Genomic DNA, 20,283 nt, shown 5'->3' on the forward strand with positions numbered 1-20,283 from the left:
CATACTGCTCACCAATCCCCTCGTTCGAAGCGTTCGACCTGCTCGGCGAGTTGTCGGCGCACCTCACTGATCTTTCGCTCGTCCTGAGTTTCCAGCACACGCTGGAACTGGCTGGCCCAAGACCCCACAAGCTCCCGGGCATCGCCCAGGTACTCCTGATACAGCCGTTCAAGCTGGGCCGTCATGTGTGTGTTCACTTGCTGGTCGCGCGGATGGATCTTCAGCGAGTCGAGCGCCTTCAGCCGCTCTTGAATCTCAGTAGGCGTCAGCACGCCAGGATTGTTCTCGATTACCAGTGTGTGCGCTTCTCCCGTTAACGGAATACGTACGTCGGCCTCCAGAATGCCGTTGTTGTCGTAGGTGAAACGTACGTCGATCTCAACCTCGCCGGCAGGGCGGCGAGGTACCGCGATTTCCAGTTCACCCAAGGCCACGTTGTCCTTCACTTTGCGGCTTTCACCCTGAAAAATCTTCACCACCACGTACTGCTGCTGATCGTTGACAGTGTTAACGGTTTTAACGCGGCTCACCGGAACCACGGTATTGCGCTCGATGATCGGCAGGTAGTGGCCGCCTTCAAAGCGGTTATCACCCACACGGTGCATCGTTTCGATGCCCAAGGTGTACGGGCAGACGTCGGTCAGCACGACCTCATCAAGCGCCGCATCCCGAGCCTTCAAGGCCGCCTGAATTGCCGCGCCGTGAGCGACCACCTCGTCAGGGTTGAGGCTGATGGACGGGAAGCGACCAAACAGGCTGGCGGCGAGCTTGCGGATCAACGGCATGCGCGTCGTTCCGCCCACCAGGAGAATCTCGTCCAAGTCCGCGACCCGGATACGCGCATCGCGCAGCGCACGTTCGATCGGCGCGCGCAGACGATCCAGCAACGGTGCATACAACTCGATCAACTGATCCTGCGTCACCGTCTTGCGCCATTCGCGGTCAGCATGACGCAACACGAACTCGGCGCTCGCGTCCTGTCCCAGCGCCTTGCGAACGCGCTCCGCTTCGCGACGCAGAGACTGTTTCACTGCGACAGCCGACGGAAACCCGCTCTCGTTCCGGTGCAGCGTCACGAAGTGCTCCAGCAACAGCTGATCGAAATCCTCGCCGCCCAGGAAGTTATCCCCAGCGCTGGCGCGAACTTCCATCACCCCGTCGAACAGCTCGAGGATCGACACATCGAACGTGCCACCGCCCAGATCGAACACCAGAAACGACGTCTCGCCTACCTTCTGATGCAGACCATAGGCAAGCGCCGCAGCCGTCGGCTCGTTGATCAGCTTCTCGACCTTCAACCCCGCCAGCTCACCGGCCACCCGCGTAGCCTTGCGCTGGGCATCGCTGAAGTACGCCGGCACGCTGATCACCGCTTCGGTCACCGGTTCGCCAAACGCCCGCTCAACGTCGGCTTTCAGGCTCTTGAGCACCAACGCCGACAGCTCTTCCGGGCGATAACTGCGCGAACCGAGTTTCACCTCATGCGCACTGCCCATGTGGCGTTTGAACAATGCCGTCGTACTGCCCGGATGCGTCTGCAACCGCTCACGCGCGGCCTTGCCCACCAGCACATGCCCATCGTCATCCAGCCCCACGACACTCGGCGTCAACCACTCGCCCAACGCATTACTGACCAATTGAGTAGCCCCATCGCGCCAAACGGCGACCAGACTGTGGGTGGTACCAAGATCTATACCGACGATCATGCCGAACGTGCTCCTTGCGGGACTGCCGTGTGTCTGTGCTGGGTAGACGGGAAAGGGAAGGTGTAATTAGTCCGTATCGGCCTTGGCTTGCTTACCTTGAGTTTTTTGGGCGGGTACCCCGGTTAACTCAACGAATACTCGGCAGCCAATTTGAGTTGGCCATGCGTTGAAGCACAAACCGCGTGCCCACGGGAATTTCGGAAATAAACTACAGATTAAGCATCCGCTTTCTCTCATGTTTGCTGCCCGGAAAGTGGAATGATCCCCTCACATCGCCAGTTTGTTGAGGAGTACTGCTTGAAATCTTCGCGTTCGCTGGTTCACCCGCCTAGATGGAAAGTACACGCATTATGACTCTCTATCGGACACAAGAAGCTGAACTCGAAATTCCTGAGTCTTGGCAAGACCAAAGTATCAACATTTTTAAATTGCCCGCAGTAAACGGGGCCAATGAAGCCAGTTTCGTCATCAGCCGTGACGCTGGCCAAGGCAATGATTCATTCGCCGAGTATGTTGCTAACCAGTTGAAAAGCGCTGAGCAGCAATTGCCTGCATTCAAGCTCATTCAGACCTGGGATTTTGTGTTGCATGGTCACGCCGCCACCCTGTTGGATTACAGCTGGACGCGTGAGGGGCGTGAGTTGATGTTGCGGCAAGTATTTGTGGAGCATAAGCCGGCAGTGCTGATTACTACATTGACCACAACCCCCGGCGATCTGATTCATCACGAGCGGGCGTGGAAGCAAGCAATGGCGACGCTTACGCCTAGATCTGCGGCCGTGTAGCCAGGCAACGATCACGTCAATTAATCAAGGATGTTGGTAGCGCTATGGATGCACAGGCCGCAGCACGTCTAGGAGACGAGATAGCTCACGGCTTTGGGGTTGGCGCAATGATTGGTGGTGCCGTAGCGGGCGCATTCATCGGTGCAGCGGTGGTCGCTGCGACCGTGGCGACCGGTGGTGTGGCGCTCGCGATCATGGCCGGATCCATCGCCGCTGGCGGCTTGTCGACTTTCCAGATCGTCAAAGGTCTGAGCACGATTTTCAATCTGCCGGAGCCCACGACCGGGACGCTCATACGCGGCAGTCTCGACGTGTATATCAACAGCCGCAATGCCATGCGCGCGGATGAAGATGCCTCTTCCTCGTGCAGCGGCCTTCCGCTCAGCCATCCTTATTGGCCTTTCCCTGTGCTTATTGCTGAGGGCAGCGCGACCGTCTACATCAACGGTAAGCCCGCCGCGCGTCTCCACAGCAAAATGACCTGTGGCGCGCACATCAAAAGTGGCAGTGAGAACACATTTATCGGAGGCCCGACGGTATCGGTTGCCTTCGTTCTCGACATCGAAGGCTGGATGCACACAGGCCTTGAAGCACTGGGCCTGCTGGCCGCAGGTGGTGCGCTTGTGCTTGCGGCAATGGCGGGTGCAGCTGCACTCGCCGGGTTCGTCGTTATCGGCGGCGTGGTCCTGGGCGGAATGGCGCTACTTGCAGATTTGGGTGATCGGCTTGGGCCAGGCTATCGCGATCTTTTGCAGGGCGTGGCCGGCATGGCGCTATTGGGTATAGGGCCGAAGGTGGCGAGGCTCGGTAAGCCGACGACGCACAAGACGTTCGAAGAAGTGTATGCAAAGGCGCCCGCCGCCAAGGCGGAGATAGATGCTCTTGCCGATGAAATTGCAGCCCAATACGGTGGGAAGGTGGCAAAAGCGCCAATCAAATCTCAGGCGCGTGCTATCGAGAAAATCAACAATGACTACGACGGTGATCCGACTCGAATCAAAGACCTTGCACGGAATACCATCATCGTCGAATCGGATCAGTTGCTCACGGTCGCTGCCGAACTCAGTAGTCGAGGAGCTAACGTCAAAATAATCGACGGAGCTACCAACGAAATGGGCTACAGCGGTGTAAATTCGACGATACAAATGCGTGCCGGTATCCCAGGAGAAATCCAAGTCAACTCACCCGAGATGATCTATGCAAAAGAGCCTGAAGCACTCGCGCGTGTCCTTTTGGGTGACGAAACCTATAATGCCGTGGCAGCCAAGACGGACGTTCCTGGCGGTCTAGGGCACAAGTATTACGAAGACTTCAGAGTCTCGGACAAGTCCAGCCCTGAGGCGCAAGCGATAGCAGACAAGAGCAAGGCCTACTACGAGGCCGTGAGAGGTGGTGGTGGGAATTAAAGATCTAAGCGCATTTTCTTCTCGGGATGTGTATCTGGACTATGACTTCGAGGAGGTTACCTATCGTTGGGATCACCAGACCCGGACGATATATTCGAAGTTTTACGGTGCTGAAGAAGGCGCGAAACCGGTACCTTCAGACAATCGTCTGTACAACGATACTCTCCTCTATGGGCGAGAAATTACCCGAGAAGATTACGAAAAAGGTTTTCTTCGTCGATGAATATCATAGATGCGGCTATCGCATTAGCTTGTCGGGTTCATGCAGGGCAAGTGGACAAGTCTGGTAAGCCTTATATCCTGCATCCGCTGCGTTTAATGCTGAAATTCGACGACCAGGATGCGCAGGTCGTCAGTGTGCTCCACGATGTAGTCGAGGACAGTGACACCACGTTGGAGGACCTGCGAGCGCTGGGCATTTCTGAGGATGCCATTGAAGCTATTGATTGCCTCTCTAAACGCCCGGGTGAGCAGTACAACGATTTCATTTCAAGGATCATTCCTAACGAGTTGGCCAGGAAGGTCAAGATCGCCGATATCGAGGACAACCTTGATCTCACCAGGTTGTCGACCTTGAGCGAAAAGGATCTGCTGAGGGTCGCTAAATACCACCAAGCGTTACGACGCCTCTCCGACAATCTTTGACCTGTATCTCGACGCTCGACCTCACGCGTTCGGCTTTCCCGTGAAAAAGGCTTTTACTGCTGCATCAATGACGCTCTTGATGCCTTTGCCCTTGGCGTCCACTTCTCCCGCGCCGCCTGAGTTCAAATCCAGCCGTCCACCCGTATCAATGTCCCCTTTACCGCTGGCATAGAGTTTGAACGATGAGCCCGAAATATTAATTTCGCCGCTGGCGTTGAGCTCCAACACGCTCTTACCGCATACCAATCGAATTTGTGAGCCCGCCTCAATCAAATATCCGGTGCTGACGCTATCCGACTTAGCGCCGCCAACGTGCAACGTGTCGTTGCGTAGGACCGCGCGCAATCGGTCCAGACCAATCGTCACCGTCTCGTTATGCCCAACGCTTTTATTCCGGTCATGCCCCACCGAATGGCTCTCATCCACCTCCACCACGATGTCCTGATTACGCTCGGCGTGGATGTACAGCTGTTCGGCGCCTTTCTTGTCTTCCATGCGGATTTCGTTGAAGTTCGCCGGTGTGCCGCCTTTGCTCGAACGGCTTTTCATGCCGCTTTGCGTCGCATTGGCGGGCAAGTCGTAGGGGACGGTTTGTTCTGCGTTGTAGACCCGGCCGGTAATGATTGGCCTGTCCGGATCGCCTTCCAGAAAACTGACGATGACTTCTTGCCCGATGCGTGGGATTTGCATCGAGCCCCAGTTCTTGCCTGCCCAGGCCTGTGATACGCGAATCCAGCACGAGCTGTTTTCGTTGGATTGGTCATGACGGTCCCAGTAGAAGTGCACCTTCACCCGGCCGAACTGGTCGGTCCAGATTTCTTCGCCGCTTGGGCCAACGACGATGGCGGTCTGCGGGCCCTTGACGATGGGCCGCGGTGTGATCGGCAACGGGCGAAAGCTTTGTTGCGCAGCGATGCAACCCAGCGCGCTTTCAAATTGCAGGCCGGCGGAGGCGCTGCCGGTTTCAAGACTTTCCTGAGCGATCAGGTAGCGGGTGCTGACGATCAGGTATTCGCGGTTCTGATCCTGGCGGCTGAAGCCGCTCATGCTGAAAAGATGGCCGGAGCCCAGGCCGCGGGCATTGCCGCTGAGTTCAACGCGCTCGTGCTGACTCTGGATCGCCTCGATGCGGGTACGAGCGTAGTGCTCGCCGTCCCCGCTTTGTACGTAGGTGCCGGGATAGTCGTAGAGCGGATAGTCGCCTGCCGTATGGGGGCGGCGCATCGCCGAGCGCACGTCGATACGCGCGCCAGGTCGCTGAAAGTCATAGTCGTTGAGCTCGACCGAACCGGGCTGCACAGCCTGTGCGAGTCGCCAGTCACTGATGTGATCGCGCTCGCGATGCTGGCCGTCCGGTGGATAGAACGGCACCGAGTCGTAACCAGGCGCAGGGTGGTGAGCACCATAGGCGTCGGCCATCACCAGCACATGGCGGTCTTTCTCATGGCGGAAGAAGTAGTAGATGCCTTCCTGCTCCATCAAACGGCTGACAAAGTCGAAGCTGCTTTCGCGGTATTGCACGCAGTATTCCCACTCGCGGTAGGGCCGGGAGAGCGCGTCTTCGAAGTCAGAAAATCCGAGGTCCCGGAAGACCTGCTTGATGATCTGCGGGATGGTCAGGTGTTGAAAAATCTTGCAGTCGGTGGTCCGTGTCAACAGCCACAGCCAAGGGCGCAACGTGACCTGATAACGTGCGAACTGACCGGTGTCGACGTTCTGGCTGCAGCGTGAAACCACGCCGTGGAAGTAGCGGCTGCCGGCGCTCAGTTGCAGCGACAGGCTTACGGGCTTGCCGAGCAGTTGGTTGAGATCGATCGACTCGTCCTTCGAGGTCAGTTGCAATTCGTATTCGAACAGGCGCCCCAGCTCGTCGCCGCCACTCATGTTTTTCAGGATCAGAACGTCCGGGCCCAGCGGGCTGCTGACTTGCGCCAGGCGCGTGAGTTGCGTGAATTGCATGGGTTATCTCAATAGCTTTTATGGCTTTAGCAGGAGCGCGCTTGCGCGCGAATGCATTGGGTCGGCTGATGCATTCGTCTCAGACCGAGCGCATTCGCGGGCAAGCGCGATCCTTCAGGGATTAAGGGTGCTCAACCGACATCGCTGAACTGATAATCCAGCTGGTGATCCCGCACGCCGATGCGCACACTCGCCATCGCCTTGCCTTCGAGCATGCGCGTCAGGAATTCGCGGCTCATGTCCGGCAACAAGGTGTTGGTCAGCAATGCGTCGATCATCCGGCCGCCGCTTTCGGTTTCGGTACACCGCGAGACGATCAGATCGATCACTGAATCGTCGTAGTCGAAGGCGACGTTGTGCGTACTTTCCACGCGTTTCTTGATGCGATTGAGCTGCAAGCGGGTAATCGTCTTGAGCATCGTGTCGCTGAGCGGGTAATACGGAATGGTCACCAGACGGCCTAGCAGCGCAGGCGGGAAAATCTCCAGCAGCGGCTGGCGCAAGGCTTTGGCAATGTCTTCAGGTGCAGGGACGTTCTGCGCGTCTTTGCACACATGCGAAATCAACTCTGTGCCTGCATTGGTGGTCAGCAGAATGAGCGTGTTCTTGAAGTCGATGACGCGGCCTTCGCCATCCTCCATCACGCCTTTGTCGAACACCTGGAAAAAGATTTCGTGCACATCAGGGTGCGCCTTTTCCACTTCGTCCAGCAGTACGACACTGTAGGGTTTGCGCCTCACCGCTTCGGTGAGCACGCCGCCTTCGCCGTAGCCGACGTAGCCAGGCGGAGCGCCTTTGAGTGTCGAGACGGTGTGGGCTTCCTGGAACTCGCTCATGTTGATGGTGATGACGTTTTGCTCGCCGCCGTACATGGCCTCGGCCAGCGCCAACGCGGTTTCGGTCTTGCCCACGCCGGAAGTGCCCGCCAGCATGAACACGCCGATGGGTTTGCTGGGGTTATCCAGGCCGGCGCGTGAGGTCTGGATGCGCTTGGCGATCATTTGCAGGGCGTGATCCTGACCAATGATGCGTTTCTTCAGGTGCTGATCGAGGTTGAGTACGGTTTCCAGTTCATTGCGGGCCATACGCCCCACGGGAATGCCGGTCCAGTCGGCGACCACCGAGGCTACGGCCTGATAATCCACGGTCGGCAGAATCAGTGGATGTTCGCCCTGTAAACCGCTGAGTCGGGCCTGCAGGTTGACCAGTTTTTCCCGCAGCGCATGATTTTGCTCACCGCCCGTTTCCTTATCGACGACGCCTGCGATTTCGCGCAACTCGGCACGTGTGCAAAGCAGCTCGTCGACCAGTGATTTCTCTTCGCTCCAACGGCGTTCAAGCTCGATCAGACGTTGGCGTTCATCGCTAAGCAGTGCTTCGCTGTTAGCCCGACGAGCGCCGGTAGCGATCCCGATCGCGTGCTCTCGGGCAATGATCTGCAATTCCGTTTCAAGGGCTTCGATGCGCCGACGACTGTCGTCCACTTCGGCGGGTACGGCATGCAGGCTGACCGCGACCCGCGCGCAGGCGGTGTCCAGCAGGCTGACGGATTTGTCGGGCAACTGGCGCGCCGGAATGTAGCGGTGAGACAGCTTGACCGACGCTTGCAGCGCTTCGTCGAGGATCTGCACCTGATGGTGTTTTTCCATCGTCGACGCCACGCCGCGCATCATCAGCAAGGCTTTGTCTTCTGAAGGCTCACCCACTTGAACGACCTGGAAACGCCGGGTCAGGGCCGGGTCTTTCTCGATGTGCTTCTTGTATTCAGCCCATGTTGTGGCGGCGACGGTGCGCAAGGTGCCGCGAGCCAGCGCCGGCTTCAGCAGGTTTGCGGCATCGCCGGTGCCGGCAGCACCGCCCGCGCCGACAAGGGTATGGGCTTCGTCGATGAACAGAATGATCGGTTTTGGCGAGGCTTGAACATCCTCGATAACCTGGCGCAGACGCTGTTCGAACTCGCCCTTCATGCTTGCCCCGGCCTGCAGGAGACCGACATCAAGGCTGCGCAGCTCGACGTCTTTCAGCGCTGGCGGGACGTCCCCCGCGACGATGCGCAGGGCGAAGCCTTCAACGACGGCCGTTTTGCCGACGCCTGCTTCGCCGGTGAGAATCGGGTTGTTCTGACGACGTCGCATGAGGATATCGACCATCTGCCGAATCTCCTCATCGCGCCCGACGATGGGGTCGAGTTTGCCGCTGCGCGCCTGCTCGGTCATGTCCACGGTAAAGCGCTTGAGGGCTTCCTGCTTGCCCATGGCGCTGGGTGCGATGGCGCCGCTGGCCTCGCCGGGTGTCGCGCCCGCGTTGAAACCATCGCAGGCGCGCAGAGCGTTTTCCGGAGAGTCGCTGACGTATTCGTCGAAGCGCTCGCTCAGGGTTTCAACTTTGACCTTGTCGAATTCAGACGACAGCGCCAGTAACCCATGGCGCAGACTCGGTGTTTTCAGAATACCGATCAGCAGATAGCCCGTGCGCACCTGGCTTTCACCGAACATCAGGCTGCCATACACCCAACCTCGCTCAACCGCTTCCTCAACGTGGGAGGACAGATCGGTCATCGACGTCGATCCGCGTGGCAGGCGATCCAGTGCTTCGGTCAAATCGCGCGCCAGGCGGGCAGGTTCGACATTGAACTTCCCGACGATGCGGTGCAGGTCCGAGTCCTGTATTTGCAGCAACTGATGAAACCAGTGGGCCAGCTCCACATACGGGTTGCCCCGTAGCTTGCAGAATACGGTTGCGGCTTCAATGGCCTTGTAGCCGATGCTGTTTAACTTGCCGAACAGCGCGGTGCGACTGATCTCACCCATGTTCTGTGCTCCCTGCGAGGTGGTGTTGAGAGGGTTGTGATGATGGCTCTGCCGGGCCCGCGTGATCGGCGTAGTGCCTGGCTAGAATCAACTCGTCGGCGTCTTGCGCCGGTTGCCCCAGCCATGTGTTGAAACCCAGTCGAAACTGGCCGTTGAGTTGCAGTCTAGGGACCTGAGACTGCTCCAGAATCAGGTTCAGGTCCCAATCCAGTTCGTGGCCCAGATACTCGGCGACCCACGCCACGAGATGTTTGAACGGCTCGCCATCGGGCAACATGCCCATGTATTCGTCGAGCTTGAGCGGGCCGAGGTGGATGCGGAATTTGTGCTGGCGGTCCCAGACATGACTCCCCAGACAGAAGTCGACGCCCAGCCGATTGGCGCTGACCGCGACACGGCTGCGTTCCGGCAGTTCAAGCCATTGGCCGATGTATTCTTCGATTGCCGCCGGCAGGCCGAAGTAGTCTTCGATAATCGCCTTGAGCCCATCCGGGTAGCGGGTTTGCGCCGAGAGATGGCCGCTGAAATGCAGCTTGGCCGTATCGGGAATCACGCCGTGATTGAGCAGGCTCGGCATGCCGCGGCCGCTGAATGCGGCGAGTCGCGCCGACCAGTAATCGTCCTCGGGTCGGTCGTGGCTGACCGTCGGGCGTGCCTGCGCCCAGGCGCGGTAAAACAGACAGAGCAGGCGATGGTGAAAAACGTCGAGAAAACGCTTGCTGGTGCTGTCTGCATGGTTGCGCTGACGCTCACGCACATACTCGGTCAAGTGCAGAGGCAGCGGGCCGTTCGGACCGCCAAGGCCGAAGAAAAACTGTTCAAGTCGCGCCGGTTTGCCATCGTCGCCGGGGTTCAGTGCGGCCAGTGTCGACGGTGCGAAGGCGCAGTCGGGCTGCTGCCCCAGTCGCACTGGATCATCTGCCAGACGCATCGAATGGCCCAATCGTGGCAGTTGCGGCGATTCACTTTCAATACGGCGCAGCGCGTGGAAGAAGTCGTACTCCCAAGGCTCTTTGTGCATGTCAGTGAGCGTGCTCACAGGGTCGGACGCCGACCGGGCTTGGCTTTCCATCGCATGATCTCGCCGCGCTCGCTGGTACGAATCACGGTTTCGGTAAAGCTGTTGATAGAGACGTACCGCGCCAGGAAGCGCTCAAGCACTGCACCCAGCAGAAAAACGCCGGTGCCTCGGAAGGCGTTTTCGTCGAACTCCAGCGTAATTTCCAGACCACGTCCGAAGACGATGGGCCCCGGCATCGGGAGGCGCCGCGTACAAGGCGTGCTGCTGACGTGGCGCAGGCCTTCGATTTGCAACTGCAGCGCTGCATCGTTGCTGTCGCCATACAGACGAAGCAGTTCGCGCAACGCGGCAGCGCCTTGGCCTTGTTCACTGAGTGACAGGTAGTTCAGCGACAACTGGCTGATGAGACGCCATGCCTTGTGGTCGTGGGCGTGGCTGGCGCGAGGACGGCTGGGGCCGGCAAGGCAGCGAATCGACGAAACGGGCGCGCTGTCCGCCAGCGTAAAATCGGTCTTGCCACTGCCCGTGCTCATGAACAACGGCAAATCACGGTTCGTGCACAGGGCGCTCACCCCCAGTTGGCGCAGGTCATGGCGGTAGGGCGCCTGCTGGCTGTCCACCAGGCTGACGAAGGTTTCGCTGCCCACGTAGGTCGAGCGCGTGCCGGTTCGACGCTGCTCGCTGGACAACACGCGAGGCTCGCGTCGCAGGGAGTAATAGGCGTTGTCGCGGCCATAACGCGAGGGGTCACGTACGGCATAGAAGGGCAGGAAGGTTTGCTCTGGGCCTGTCCCGTAACCGGTCACGCCGGTCAGCGAATGGATTTCGAAATCCATCGGGCGAGTCCGGTCAGCGATCACGTGATGCTCATTGACGCGATCAGACAAGTGAATCCGGTCGACCCGCCGAGGGAACAAGTTGATTGCAGGGGTGCAGAACGGCACGAACTGCTCGGATCCAACGCTCCCTTCAAGACTTTTGTCGAAGCGGTCGAATAACACGATCAGTTCCAGGTCTTGTCCGGTGCACCGCTGAACGGCTCTGCCAAGCTGGCTGAAGTCAATGAACAGGTAACGCTGAGGCAAAGCAAAATATTCCTGAAGCAGGCGGTAACCCTGGAACGCCTGAGGAACCACAGGCATCGCGGCTTCCCGGTCATCGAAACCGCAGGATTTCAACGCGTCGTTCGGGAGCCGTTCGACCCACTCGGCGCCGGGTTGGCGTGCGAATACTGCGCAGGCATTACCGAGCAGCTGCTCGTACAGACGAAACGGAAGCTCGTCCCCGCCATTGAGGTACAGCGGCAGGTTATCCAGGCTCAGGGTGTTGAACGGCAGTTCGGCGCCACTGCGCAAGGTGATGCGTAAACCCGCTTTGGCCTTCGGTTCGCTGGCCGCGAGCCGTCCCAGCACGGTTGTGGGATTGCCGAAGTAGTCGGCCTGACTGACGCTCAGGGGCCACAATGTCACTGGGTGTGCGCTTCGATATTCGCAGGGGGTTTGCGAATCACGGCCCAACGTCGCGCGCAGCTCGGTGTCGCGAGGCAGGGTAAACCCGCCGCTCAACGAGCCTTCGTCCGGGTTGATCTGCATCTGGACGACCGTCATTGACGGCGTGGGCGCCAGGTAGTGCGGATAGGCGATCTCCAGCAGGTTGTGAGTGAACGTCGGGTACTCGGCATCGAGCTTGAGCTGGACGCGGGCGGTCAGATAGGCAAAACCTTCCAGCAGCCGTTCGACGTAAGGATCTGCACAGTCGATCCCGGACAGCGTCAGGCGGCCGGCGATCTTCGGGTATTCCTTGGCAAACTCTGCCGCGCTTTCGCGCACGTGTTGCAGCTCCTGGTTGTACAGCTCCAGCAGACGCGGATTCATGCGCGCCTCCGTTGTTCGGCAGGTACGACCTGCACGTGACCTGATTCCAGATCCAGATCCGTTCGCAGCAACAACGGCAGCGCCACTGGCTGAGCCCACAGATCGCCCTCGATCTCGAAACTCAAAGCGTTGTGGTTCATCTGGTCCGGCAGTGTTTGCGCTCGCACGCGCAGGGTGTTTCGCAGAATCCGTGGCTCGAACGTCGCGATAGCTTGATGAATCAGACTTTCCAGAATGCTCACATCGATACTCGAGACGCTGTTTCCGGCCAGCGCGGGCAGGCCGTAATTGATGACCGATGTACCGGCTGGCGTGTGCTGCGTGGCATCGGCAGTCAGCAACGAGGTGGTGTTGAGCAGCCAGGTGAGGTCACGCAAGACAGAGGCCTTCAGCTGATTCAAAGAGAGCACGCGTTTGTCGGCGCTTTCCTGAAGATTGCCAGGCTCTTCGTCGGTCAACCGGTCAAGCAACGAAGGTTGCAGACGGTCGCGAGAGGTCAGGTTGGAAGGCAAGGCCATACTTCAGGCACCGGGTACAGGTTCGAATTCGAATGGAAAGCAAACGCCCCTTGGCTTCTGGCTCTGGGGCGTTGCACATCAACGCTTGGTGTTGGAGCGGATGTTCCAGCCGTACTTGATCGGGCCGCCATCCTTGGTGCCGTCGGCTTTCTGTGGCTGATAATCGACCAGCACCTGCGCGAAGTTGAGGGTGATGGTTTCGGTCAGGCGGTCGTCGCCACCCGACCCGCCAGTGGTCAGCGAGGTGACAAGCACTTCTTCCAGGTTGATGATCAGGTACTCGACCTGACTTTCGCCGCCCGCCTTGCGCACGGTCAGCGTCACCTTGTCGACGTGCTTGCCGATGGAGCAATGCATCATCAGGTTCGGTGTTGCCTTGTCGACATACTTGGTCAGCGAGATGTCCTGAATGTTGACCTTGCCAGCACCGCCGCCACCGCCGACATGCATGTTGCCCGACTGGGACATGCCCCAGCTCCAGGCCGACACGTCGATTTCGTCCTTATGGGCCTTGTCCATGGACTCGCCCTTGATGTCGCCGATCTTGATGAAGATATCAACAGCCATGTTCTCTCCTCGCGAGGTCTTCACCGCGGTGTTTTTAAATCAGAGCCGGCGTTAGCGCGGCTCGATTCGTTGTCAGATCAGGCGCCTTTGGCCGACGGCAGCTTGGAAACCAGACGCAATGAAACGGTCAGGCCCTCCAGTTGGTAGTGCGGGCGCAGGAAGAATTTCGAGTTGTAGTAACCCGGATTGCCTTCGACGTCCTCGACAACGACCTCGGCTGCGGCCAGTGGATGCTGGGCCTTGGTGGTTTCGGTGGAGTGAGCAGGGTCGCCGTCGACGTAGTTCAGAATCCAGTCTTGCAACCACCGCTGCATCTCGTCCTTCTCTTTGAAGGAGCCGATCTTGTCGCGCACGATGCACTTCAGGTAATGAGCGAAACGGCAGGTGGCGAACAGGTAGGGCAAACGCGCCGCCAGGTTGGCGTTGGCGGTCGCATCCGGGTCGTCGTATTCGGCGGGTTTCTGCAAGGACTGAGCGCCAATGAACGCAGCGAAGTCAGTGTTTTTCTTGTGCAGCAGCGGCATGAAGCCGTTTTTTGCCAGTTCCGCTTCACGGCGATCGGAGATCGCGATCTCGGTCGGGCACTTCATGTCCACGCCGCCGTCATCGGTCGGGAAGGTGTGCGCTGGCAGGTTCTGCACTTCGCCGCCGGATTCAACCCCGCGAATCCGCGAGCACCAGCCGTAGTGCTTGAACGAGCGGTTGATGTTCACCGCCATGGCATACGCCGCATTGGCCCAGGTGTATTTGGCGCTGTCGGCGCCGTCGGTGTCTTCTTCGAACGCGAAGGCTTCTACCGGGTCGGTCTTGGCACCATAGGGTAGGCGCGCCAGGAAACGCGGCATGGTCAGGCCGATGTAGCGGGAGTCTTCGGACTCACGCAAAGATCGCCAGCCTGCGTATTCAGGGGTGGTGAAAATCTTGGTCAGATCGCGTGGGTTGGACAGCTCTTGCCAGGATCCCATGCCCATCACGGTGGGCGATGCGGCGGCAATGAACGGGGCATGCATCGCTGCGCAGGTCTTGGACAGCTCGCTCAACAGTTCGACGTCTTGCGGTGATTGGTCGAAGTAGTAATCGCCGACCAGGCAGCCATAAGGTTCGCCGCCGAACTGGCCATACTCTTCTTCATACATCTTCTTGAAGAGGGGGCTCTGGTCCCACGCCGTACCTTTGAATTTCTTCAGGGTCTTGTGCAGTTCCGGCTTGGCGATGTTCAACACCCGAATCTTCAGATGTTCATCGCTTTCGGTGTTGTTGACCAAGTAGTGCAGGCCACGCCAAGCGCTTTCCAGTTGCTGGAACTCCGGATGATGGATCACCTGGTTCACTTGCGCGGTGAGCTTGGCGTCGATAGCGGCAATGATCGACTCGATCGAAGTGATGGCGTCACTGGACACCAGATCGGTCTGCGCGAGTGCTTGTTCGGCCAGTGTTCGAACGGCGGTTTCAACCGCTTCACGGGCACGCTCGGTCTTGGGTTTGAATTCTTGCAGCAGCAGCGACGCAAACGCGTTGGCGTCTTCGCTGAGGCTGGTTTGGGGCTGATTATCACGCAGCAATTCGGTCATGATTGTTCGTCCTGATTAAGCCTTGGGCTCAGTGCTTTGTGAATCAGCACCCTGTGGTTTTGGCGCACTGGCCAGCGCCTGCAGCAGAGCCGGGTCCTTGATCGCTTTCATGATGATGTCTTCGGCACCGGTCTTGCCGTCCATGTAGGTCAGCAGGTTGGCCAGTTGAGTGCGTGCTTCGAGCAGCTGTTTCAGCGAATCGACGTTGCGTGCCACGGCCGCAGGGCTGAAGTCCTCCATGCTCTCGAAAGTGATATCCAGGCTCAGGTTGCCTTCGCCTGTCAGCTCGTTTGGCACGTGAAAAGCCACTCGAGGCTGCATTGCCTTCAGGCGGGAATCGAAGTTATCGACGTCGATTTCCAGAAATTTTCGATCCGCTACAGCTGCCAGAGGCTCGGCAGGTTTGCCCGCCAGATCCGCCATTACGCCCATCACGAAGGGCAACTGGACCTTCTTCTCGGCGCCGTACAGCTCAACGTCGTACTCGATCTGAACCCGTGGGGCGCGGTTGCGCGCAATGAATTTCTGAGAACTGGTGTTCGCCACGTTGCTCCTCCTGGTCGCTGCTGCGACGTGAATGGCGTCATCGGTGTTGGCCGGTAACGGGGTTGCGTGATCCTTGCCTGAGACAGCCTGCAAAAGCGGACTGAGTTACTCGGCGTCCGGGCCGCGCAGGTTTTCGAACTGGGAAATACCGTCGGGAATCAGGTTGCGCACAATGGCCGCGAAGTCGGCGTGCACCAGGTTTTTGGCGCGGCTCAACAGCACGGGCAACGGACTCGATGGCTCGTGTCGGGCGTAGTAGTCGAGAATCCGGTCGAGGTTGCGCACCACATCGTCACGATGGGCGATGTCTCCGGAGGCACGGGGCGAAACGATGGCAATCGAAGCGCTCTCGGCGGCGGTTTCTTCCCCCGATCCTTCGACGGGCTTGTTTGTCCCAACACCGTCTGGGGTGTATTCGGCCAGGATGTGCAGCGCTTGCTTAAGCGGCAGCTTCAAGGCGCAAAGGTCCACGCCCTGAGCTGAACCCACCTGCTCGGAAACGTAACGTTCGATGGCGTCGGCCGCGTCATGGGCTTCCTGCAAAGCGGAGCTTACGGCGGACAGCTGTTCGGGATCCGTGTCGCGCAAGGCGCCTGCCAACTTCTCGGGGGTGAGTTGTTCGTCAGAGAAGCTTTGCAAGCCGCTGGCGTTCAGCGCGGCGCGCAGGCTCACCGGTCCGAAGGTCCGCGAACGGGTCAACAAACTCTCCCGCAGGAGTCGAATGTTCATATCGCAGGCGATGCCGGAGAGTGCGTTGATACGCACGGTGGAGTCGTTATCGTCATCGGCGTCGAGCTGCGGGTAAAGCGAAGGCCAGTATCGGACCAGCAGACCGTTGATCAGCGTCAGTGCGTTGGCCAGTCCGGAAAACCCGTTCAGGGCCAAAGCACTTTGCAGAAGGAAATGAGTGATGCGCAGGTCTTTGCTGCGCTGCAGAAGATCGGTGGTGGATTGTTCGATTTGGCGCCACTGCGGTGGTTCTGCGGGTTGGACCGAGTCGCCCATTGTGCGCTCTGGCTTGCCTAGGGCGTCGCGCTCCAGCTGCAGAAAGTCCGCGTCGTATTCCAGGTCATCACCACAGGGAGAATCGACTGAAACTGGGGCGAGCAAAAAAGTAACGTCCACCAAAGTCGATCTCCTTATCGGTGAGGGAAAGTCAGATAGTTAGCGGAGAAACTTCCTACGCTAATCACGGAATAGCCTTATATCTATGCTGATCGTGGCGTTGCAGAACAAATCATATAGTTATCAGAGAAATTTCCTACAGCAACTAGAGAAAGATCCTTATTTGCATCGTTTGTAATGGCTCTGAGGCATCACGTGTATTTTTGAAGTTGTGCATTTTTGTTGTGGAAGTTATCGGTTGTCAAGGTAAGCTATGCTCCGCCGGCGGCAGTTGTGATGTCGGTAACAACCCTCAGGACTATCCGGATACATCCATGAGTGTTGTCGCGAGACTCTGTGTAGAATCAGAAAAATCCAGTCATGGGGTCCATGATTCTGGGGTTTTTAGCTTTTTTTGCACGATATTCAACTGCCGCGAACAGAATTCCGAGTCTGGCACGAAGGACTTGAAGTTTAAGAAAGGAGACGCCGTGCCGCTCTGTCTGACTATCATCAGTTATCAAAAGATAACCCCCGGCCAAGTCCCCGAAAAATCGATGGTTAACGGGGAAATGGCAATTGGCCGCGGAAAAGAAAATGACTGGGTTCTTCCAGATCCGGAACGTCTTGTTTCTTCAAGGCATTGCGTCATTCAATATAAAGACGGTCGCTACTATCTGACGGATCACAGCACTAATGGCGTGGAGCTGGTGAACGCGGGTGTTCGCCTGCGTCGCGGAAACAGCGAACCCCTTGAAGATGGCGAGGTTATCCGTATTGGTGACTACGAGATCCGTGCGCGAATAAATTTTGAAATAAAACTCTCGGATTCGAGTCTGGCGGGTATGGATTCATCCAACAATTTTGAGGCGCTGATGGGGCGCCAGAACAGCGCTGCCCCGGCGCCGCTGGAAGCACTGTCTGCGGCGCATTTTCAAGGGGGCGCGGCACAGGATACGTTTCCCGATTTGTTTGATTTTCTTTCGCCGTCAAACGTGCCCCCGGCGACGCGCTCCGATCACGCTCCGGTGGACCGTCACGACTTCCGTCCACCCGTTTCTGCCACATCGCCGGAGCCGGTTGCCCAGCCAGTTCCTGTGTCGACACCCGGGGTCATTCCGGAGGACTGGGACCTTTTCGCGGATGCGCCCACGCCGATGTCTACATCGCCGGTCCTCCCGCCAACGCCGGAGCAGGGGCCCGAACCGTCCCGCGCCTCACCGTCCATGCCAGCGGTGGAGCAGTGCATAAACCAAGCGAACAGTGATCAACCCGATTTACTCACGGCGTTTTTGCGCGGCGCCGGACTCGATCAGCTGCGTATCGAGCCTGCTCAGGTACAGGCGCAAATGGAGTCCATCGGTCGCAGTTACCGGCTGATGATCGAGGGCTTGATCGATGTGTTGCGCGCACGCAGCAGCCTGAAAGGCGAGTTTCGTCTGCAGCAGACGATGATTCGGCCTGTGGAAAACAACCCTCTGAAATTCGCTCCGAATGTCGATGAGGCGCTCCTGTTGCTGCTGCGACATGGCAATCGGGCGTTCATGCCGCCGGACCAGGCCATTGCGGACAGCTTCGATGATTTGCGCGCACACCAGTTGGCGGTCATGGCCGGCGTCGAGGCTGCGATCAAGGCATTGCTCAAGCGCTTCGAACCCGCAGAGCTGGAAGCTCGCATGGGCAAGTCCGGCGCATTTTCAAACCTGTTTGGTTCACAACAGGCGCAGAACTGGCAGCAGTTCACTGAACGCTACGCACAGATTTCCCGCGAGGCAGAAGAGGACTTTCAAGTTTTGTTCGGTCGCGAATTTGGCCGTGCCTACGAAGAGCACAGCGCACGGTTAAGCCGCTCCTGAGAGACGCGGCCCACGGAAAAAACGGATAGACAGTCAGTGCGTCATGAGGACGAAGGATGTTTCGAAGAGTTATGTCGGTAGCCGCCATGGCGCTGCTACTGGTTGCCTGTGCCAAAAACGCGAAATCGCCACAGCCGGTTGAAAAACCCTCTGATGCGACCACTGTCGCGCTGCATTTCGACGCCGTAGCTGGCCTTAATCCCGGCGCAAATGGCCAGCCTTCGCCTGTTCGCGTGCGTATCTATGAGTTGAAAAACACCGCCAGTTTTGCCCGGGCCGACTATTTCGCGCTGGCCGAGCGGGCGCAGACCACGCTGGGCGCCGATCTGATTGATCAAGACGAAGTACTCGTTCAGCCGGGCCAGCAGCTCAGTCTGGATCGCAGTCTCAACAGCGCGACACGTCAGATCGGTCTAGTGGTGGGCTACCGCGAAATCGATCAGGCCCACTGGCGCACCGTTCTGGTGGTCGAGCCGCGGCAGGCCCGCGAATTCCGGATCGGGCTCGGCATACGCGCCGTCGGCAGCGACTCCAACACCCACCCAACTCGCCCCGCCCAGTAGGCAATTGGAGAATCCATGTCCTGGAACAATCGTGTGGTCTGGTCGGAAGGCATGTTCATCGGAACACAGCACTTTCAGCAGCATGACCGTTACCTCGAAAATCTCATCGACGCCCGCAGCCGTCCGTTGTCGGCCGGAGCATGGGGCTTTTCCGAGCTGTTGCTGGATCAAGGTCTGCTGGCTCAAGGCAAGCTGGCCATCGTGACGGCGCGCGGATTGTTGCCGGATGGCACGCCGTTCAACATTCCCCAGGACGATCTGGCCCCGAGCCCGCTGAACATCGACGACGACCTGCGCGACGGTCTGGTGTATCTGGCCTTGCCGCTCAAGCGCGCCGGGCAGCGCGACACGGTCGATGAGGGTGAGACGCCTGGCGGCGCACGCTTTGTCAGTCAGGTCCGCGAAGTTCGGGACGATAACGCTCCGTTTGAGAACCGTGCACCGGTGGCCGTCGGCGCGCGAGCCCTGCGTTTGTTGACCGACAAGGACGGGCTTGGCGATTACGCCGCGATCGGTTTGGTCAGTATCAAGGAAAAACGCGCGGATCGGGCGCTGGTTGTCGACGAGAGTTACATCCCGCCCATCCTCGATGTGACGGTCTCCAAACCGCTGACCGCTTTTCGCAGCGAGATTTTGGGTTTGCTGCACCAGCGTGGCGAGGCGTTGGCAGGGCGGGTGGTCGCCTCGGGCGCTGGCGGTGCCTCGGAAATCGCGGACTTCATGCTTTTGCAACTGGTCAATCGAGCCGAACCCTTAGTCAGCCACCTGACTCAGCTGAGTCCATTGCACCCGGAACGTTTTTACAGCGAACTGGTGAGCCTGGCAGGCGAGTTCGCGACCTTTTCTACGTCGGGGCGCAGGCCGGAAGAGTTCTTGCGCTACCAGCACGACGATCTCGCTGCGAGCTTTGCTCCCGTCATGCAGGCGCTGCGTGAGGCACTCTCGATGCTGATTGACAGCAAGGCCACGCCGATTCCCATCGTCGAAAAAGCCTATGGCGTTCATGTTGCGATGCTTGCGGACCGCACGTTGATCGACAACGCCAGTTTCGTCCTCGTCGTCCGTGCCGACATGCCCAGTGAGACGTTGCGCGGGCGTTTTGCTCAACAGAGCAAGATCGGTTCAGTGGAGAAAATCCGTGATCTGGTCAACCTGCAGCTCCCCGGCGTGAACCTCTTGCCGTTGCCGGTGGCCCCGCGGCAGATTCCGTTTCACGCGGGCTCTACCTATTACGAGCTCGATCGTGGCAGTGAGTGCTGGGCGCAGTTTGCGACTTCCGGTGGGTTTGCGTTTCACATCGCGGGCGAGTTCCCCGGCTTGAACCTGGCCTTCTGGGCCATCCGAGGATAAAG

The 20,283-nt window shown here is 58.7% G+C and carries 17 protein-coding genes; 7 read left to right on the plus strand and 10 right to left on the minus strand.

What is annotated here, in order from left to right:
- Positions 1-8 precede the first annotated feature (8 nt).
- Complete coding sequence (locus tag AB4N84_RS11625; protein ID WP_460046433.1) at positions 9-1,706, minus strand: molecular chaperone HscC; 1,698 nt, start codon at positions 1,704-1,706, stop codon at positions 9-11.
- 350 nt (positions 1,707-2,056) lie between these two features.
- Between AB4N84_RS11625 and AB4N84_RS11630 the strand changes: the two genes are divergently transcribed.
- From AB4N84_RS11630 to AB4N84_RS11645, 4 genes are read left to right on the plus strand one after another with little or no spacing between them, the layout of a single operon-like run.
- Positions 2,057-2,491: a DUF1795 domain-containing protein gene (locus AB4N84_RS11630; RefSeq protein ID WP_460046992.1), complete on the plus strand. Its 435-nt coding sequence runs from the start codon at positions 2,057-2,059 to the stop codon at positions 2,489-2,491.
- Between the two features lie 44 nt (positions 2,492-2,535).
- The gene (locus tag AB4N84_RS11635; RefSeq protein ID WP_460046434.1) at positions 2,536-3,897 is read left to right on the plus strand and encodes a PAAR domain-containing protein; all 1,362 of its coding nucleotides are present in this window, start codon (positions 2,536-2,538) and stop codon (positions 3,895-3,897) included.
- A 28-nt stretch (positions 3,898-3,925) separates the two neighbouring features.
- On the plus strand, positions 3,926-4,120 hold the full coding sequence (locus AB4N84_RS11640) for a hypothetical protein (RefSeq protein ID WP_460046994.1): 195 nt from the start codon (positions 3,926-3,928) through the stop codon (positions 4,118-4,120).
- Positions 4,117-4,542, plus strand: a complete 426-nt coding sequence (locus AB4N84_RS11645) for a GTP pyrophosphokinase (protein ID WP_460046435.1) — start codon at positions 4,117-4,119, stop codon at positions 4,540-4,542. Before AB4N84_RS11640 ends, AB4N84_RS11645 begins: the two co-directional genes overlap by 4 nt.
- A 21-nt stretch (positions 4,543-4,563) precedes the next feature.
- On the opposite strand, the gene tssI is transcribed toward AB4N84_RS11645, so the two are convergent.
- From tssI to tssA, 9 genes are all read right to left on the minus strand, one after another.
- Complete coding sequence (gene tssI / locus AB4N84_RS11650) at positions 4,564-6,501, minus strand: type VI secretion system tip protein TssI/VgrG (RefSeq protein ID WP_460046436.1); 1,938 nt, start codon at positions 6,499-6,501, stop codon at positions 4,564-4,566.
- A gap of 131 nt (positions 6,502-6,632) precedes the next feature.
- Entirely contained in the window at positions 6,633-9,311 is a 2,679-nt protein-coding gene (gene tssH / locus AB4N84_RS11655; RefSeq protein ID WP_460046437.1) for a type VI secretion system ATPase TssH, read from the minus strand.
- Positions 9,304-10,383 carry a type VI secretion system baseplate subunit TssG gene (gene tssG, locus AB4N84_RS11660; RefSeq protein WP_460046438.1) on the minus strand — a complete coding sequence of 360 codons (1,080 nt, stop codon included), beginning with the start codon at positions 10,381-10,383 and terminating at the stop codon, positions 9,304-9,306. Before tssG ends, tssH begins: the two co-directional genes overlap by 8 nt.
- Complete coding sequence (gene tssF, locus AB4N84_RS11665) at positions 10,347-12,206, minus strand: type VI secretion system baseplate subunit TssF (protein ID WP_460046439.1); 1,860 nt, start codon at positions 12,204-12,206, stop codon at positions 10,347-10,349. Before tssF ends, tssG begins: the two co-directional genes overlap by 37 nt.
- Positions 12,203-12,724: a type VI secretion system baseplate subunit TssE gene (gene tssE / locus AB4N84_RS11670; RefSeq protein WP_460046440.1), complete on the minus strand. Its 522-nt coding sequence runs from the start codon at positions 12,722-12,724 to the stop codon at positions 12,203-12,205. Before tssE ends, tssF begins: the two co-directional genes overlap by 4 nt.
- 78 nt (positions 12,725-12,802) lie before the next feature.
- Complete coding sequence (locus tag AB4N84_RS11675; RefSeq protein WP_460046441.1) at positions 12,803-13,291, minus strand: Hcp family type VI secretion system effector; 489 nt, start codon at positions 13,289-13,291, stop codon at positions 12,803-12,805.
- A 77-nt stretch (positions 13,292-13,368) separates the two neighbouring features.
- The gene (gene tssC, locus AB4N84_RS11680) at positions 13,369-14,862 is read right to left on the minus strand and encodes a type VI secretion system contractile sheath large subunit (RefSeq protein WP_074752483.1); all 1,494 of its coding nucleotides are present in this window, start codon (positions 14,860-14,862) and stop codon (positions 13,369-13,371) included.
- Positions 14,863-14,877: 15 nt separating this feature from the next.
- Complete coding sequence (gene tssB / locus AB4N84_RS11685; RefSeq protein ID WP_074752482.1) at positions 14,878-15,408, minus strand: type VI secretion system contractile sheath small subunit; 531 nt, start codon at positions 15,406-15,408, stop codon at positions 14,878-14,880.
- 105 nt (positions 15,409-15,513) lie between these two features.
- Entirely contained in the window at positions 15,514-16,533 is a 1,020-nt protein-coding gene (tssA, locus tag AB4N84_RS11690; RefSeq protein ID WP_460046442.1) for a type VI secretion system protein TssA, read from the minus strand.
- A gap of 470 nt (positions 16,534-17,003) precedes the next feature.
- Between tssA and tagH the strand changes: the two genes are divergently transcribed.
- From tagH to tssK, 3 genes are read left to right on the plus strand one after another with little or no spacing between them, the layout of a single operon-like run.
- Positions 17,004-18,368, plus strand: coding sequence for a type VI secretion system-associated FHA domain protein TagH (tagH, locus tag AB4N84_RS11695; RefSeq protein WP_460046995.1), 1,365 nt, complete (start codon positions 17,004-17,006; stop codon positions 18,366-18,368).
- A 56-nt stretch (positions 18,369-18,424) separates the two neighbouring features.
- The gene (tssJ, locus tag AB4N84_RS11700; RefSeq protein WP_460046443.1) at positions 18,425-18,931 is read left to right on the plus strand and encodes a type VI secretion system lipoprotein TssJ; all 507 of its coding nucleotides are present in this window, start codon (positions 18,425-18,427) and stop codon (positions 18,929-18,931) included.
- Between the two features lie 15 nt (positions 18,932-18,946).
- Positions 18,947-20,281 carry a type VI secretion system baseplate subunit TssK gene (gene tssK / locus AB4N84_RS11705; protein ID WP_460046444.1) on the plus strand — a complete coding sequence of 445 codons (1,335 nt, stop codon included), beginning with the start codon at positions 18,947-18,949 and terminating at the stop codon, positions 20,279-20,281.
- The last annotated feature ends 2 nt before the right edge of the window (positions 20,282-20,283 follow it).

This window comes from Pseudomonas sp. S2_H01 (assembly GCF_054668305.1).

Coding starts and splice junctions, on each gene's coding strand:
- AB4N84_RS11635 (WP_460046434.1), top strand. CDS start 2,536: ATGGATGCACAGGCCGCAGCACGTCTAGGAGACGAGATAGCTCACGGC.
- tssJ (WP_460046443.1), top strand. CDS start 18,425: ATGTTTCGAAGAGTTATGTCGGTAGCCGCCATGGCGCTGCTACTGGTT.
- tssF (WP_460046439.1), bottom strand. CDS start 12,206: ATGAATCCGCGTCTGCTGGAGCTGTACAACCAGGAGCTGCAACACGTG.
- tssH (WP_460046437.1), bottom strand. CDS start 9,311: ATGGGTGAGATCAGTCGCACCGCGCTGTTCGGCAAGTTAAACAGCATC.
- AB4N84_RS11645 (WP_460046435.1), top strand. CDS start 4,117: ATGAATATCATAGATGCGGCTATCGCATTAGCTTGTCGGGTTCATGCA.
- tssI (WP_460046436.1), bottom strand. CDS start 6,501: ATGCAATTCACGCAACTCACGCGCCTGGCGCAAGTCAGCAGCCCGCTG.
- tssE (WP_460046440.1), bottom strand. CDS start 12,724: ATGGCCTTGCCTTCCAACCTGACCTCTCGCGACCGTCTGCAACCTTCG.
- tssK (WP_460046444.1), top strand. CDS start 18,947: ATGTCCTGGAACAATCGTGTGGTCTGGTCGGAAGGCATGTTCATCGGA.
- tssC (WP_074752483.1), bottom strand. CDS start 14,862: ATGACCGAATTGCTGCGTGATAATCAGCCCCAAACCAGCCTCAGCGAA.
- AB4N84_RS11630 (WP_460046992.1), top strand. CDS start 2,057: ATGACTCTCTATCGGACACAAGAAGCTGAACTCGAAATTCCTGAGTCT.
- tssG (WP_460046438.1), bottom strand. CDS start 10,383: ATGGAAAGCCAAGCCCGGTCGGCGTCCGACCCTGTGAGCACGCTCACT.
- AB4N84_RS11675 (WP_460046441.1), bottom strand. CDS start 13,291: ATGGCTGTTGATATCTTCATCAAGATCGGCGACATCAAGGGCGAGTCC.
- AB4N84_RS11625 (WP_460046433.1), bottom strand. CDS start 1,706: ATGATCGTCGGTATAGATCTTGGTACCACCCACAGTCTGGTCGCCGTT.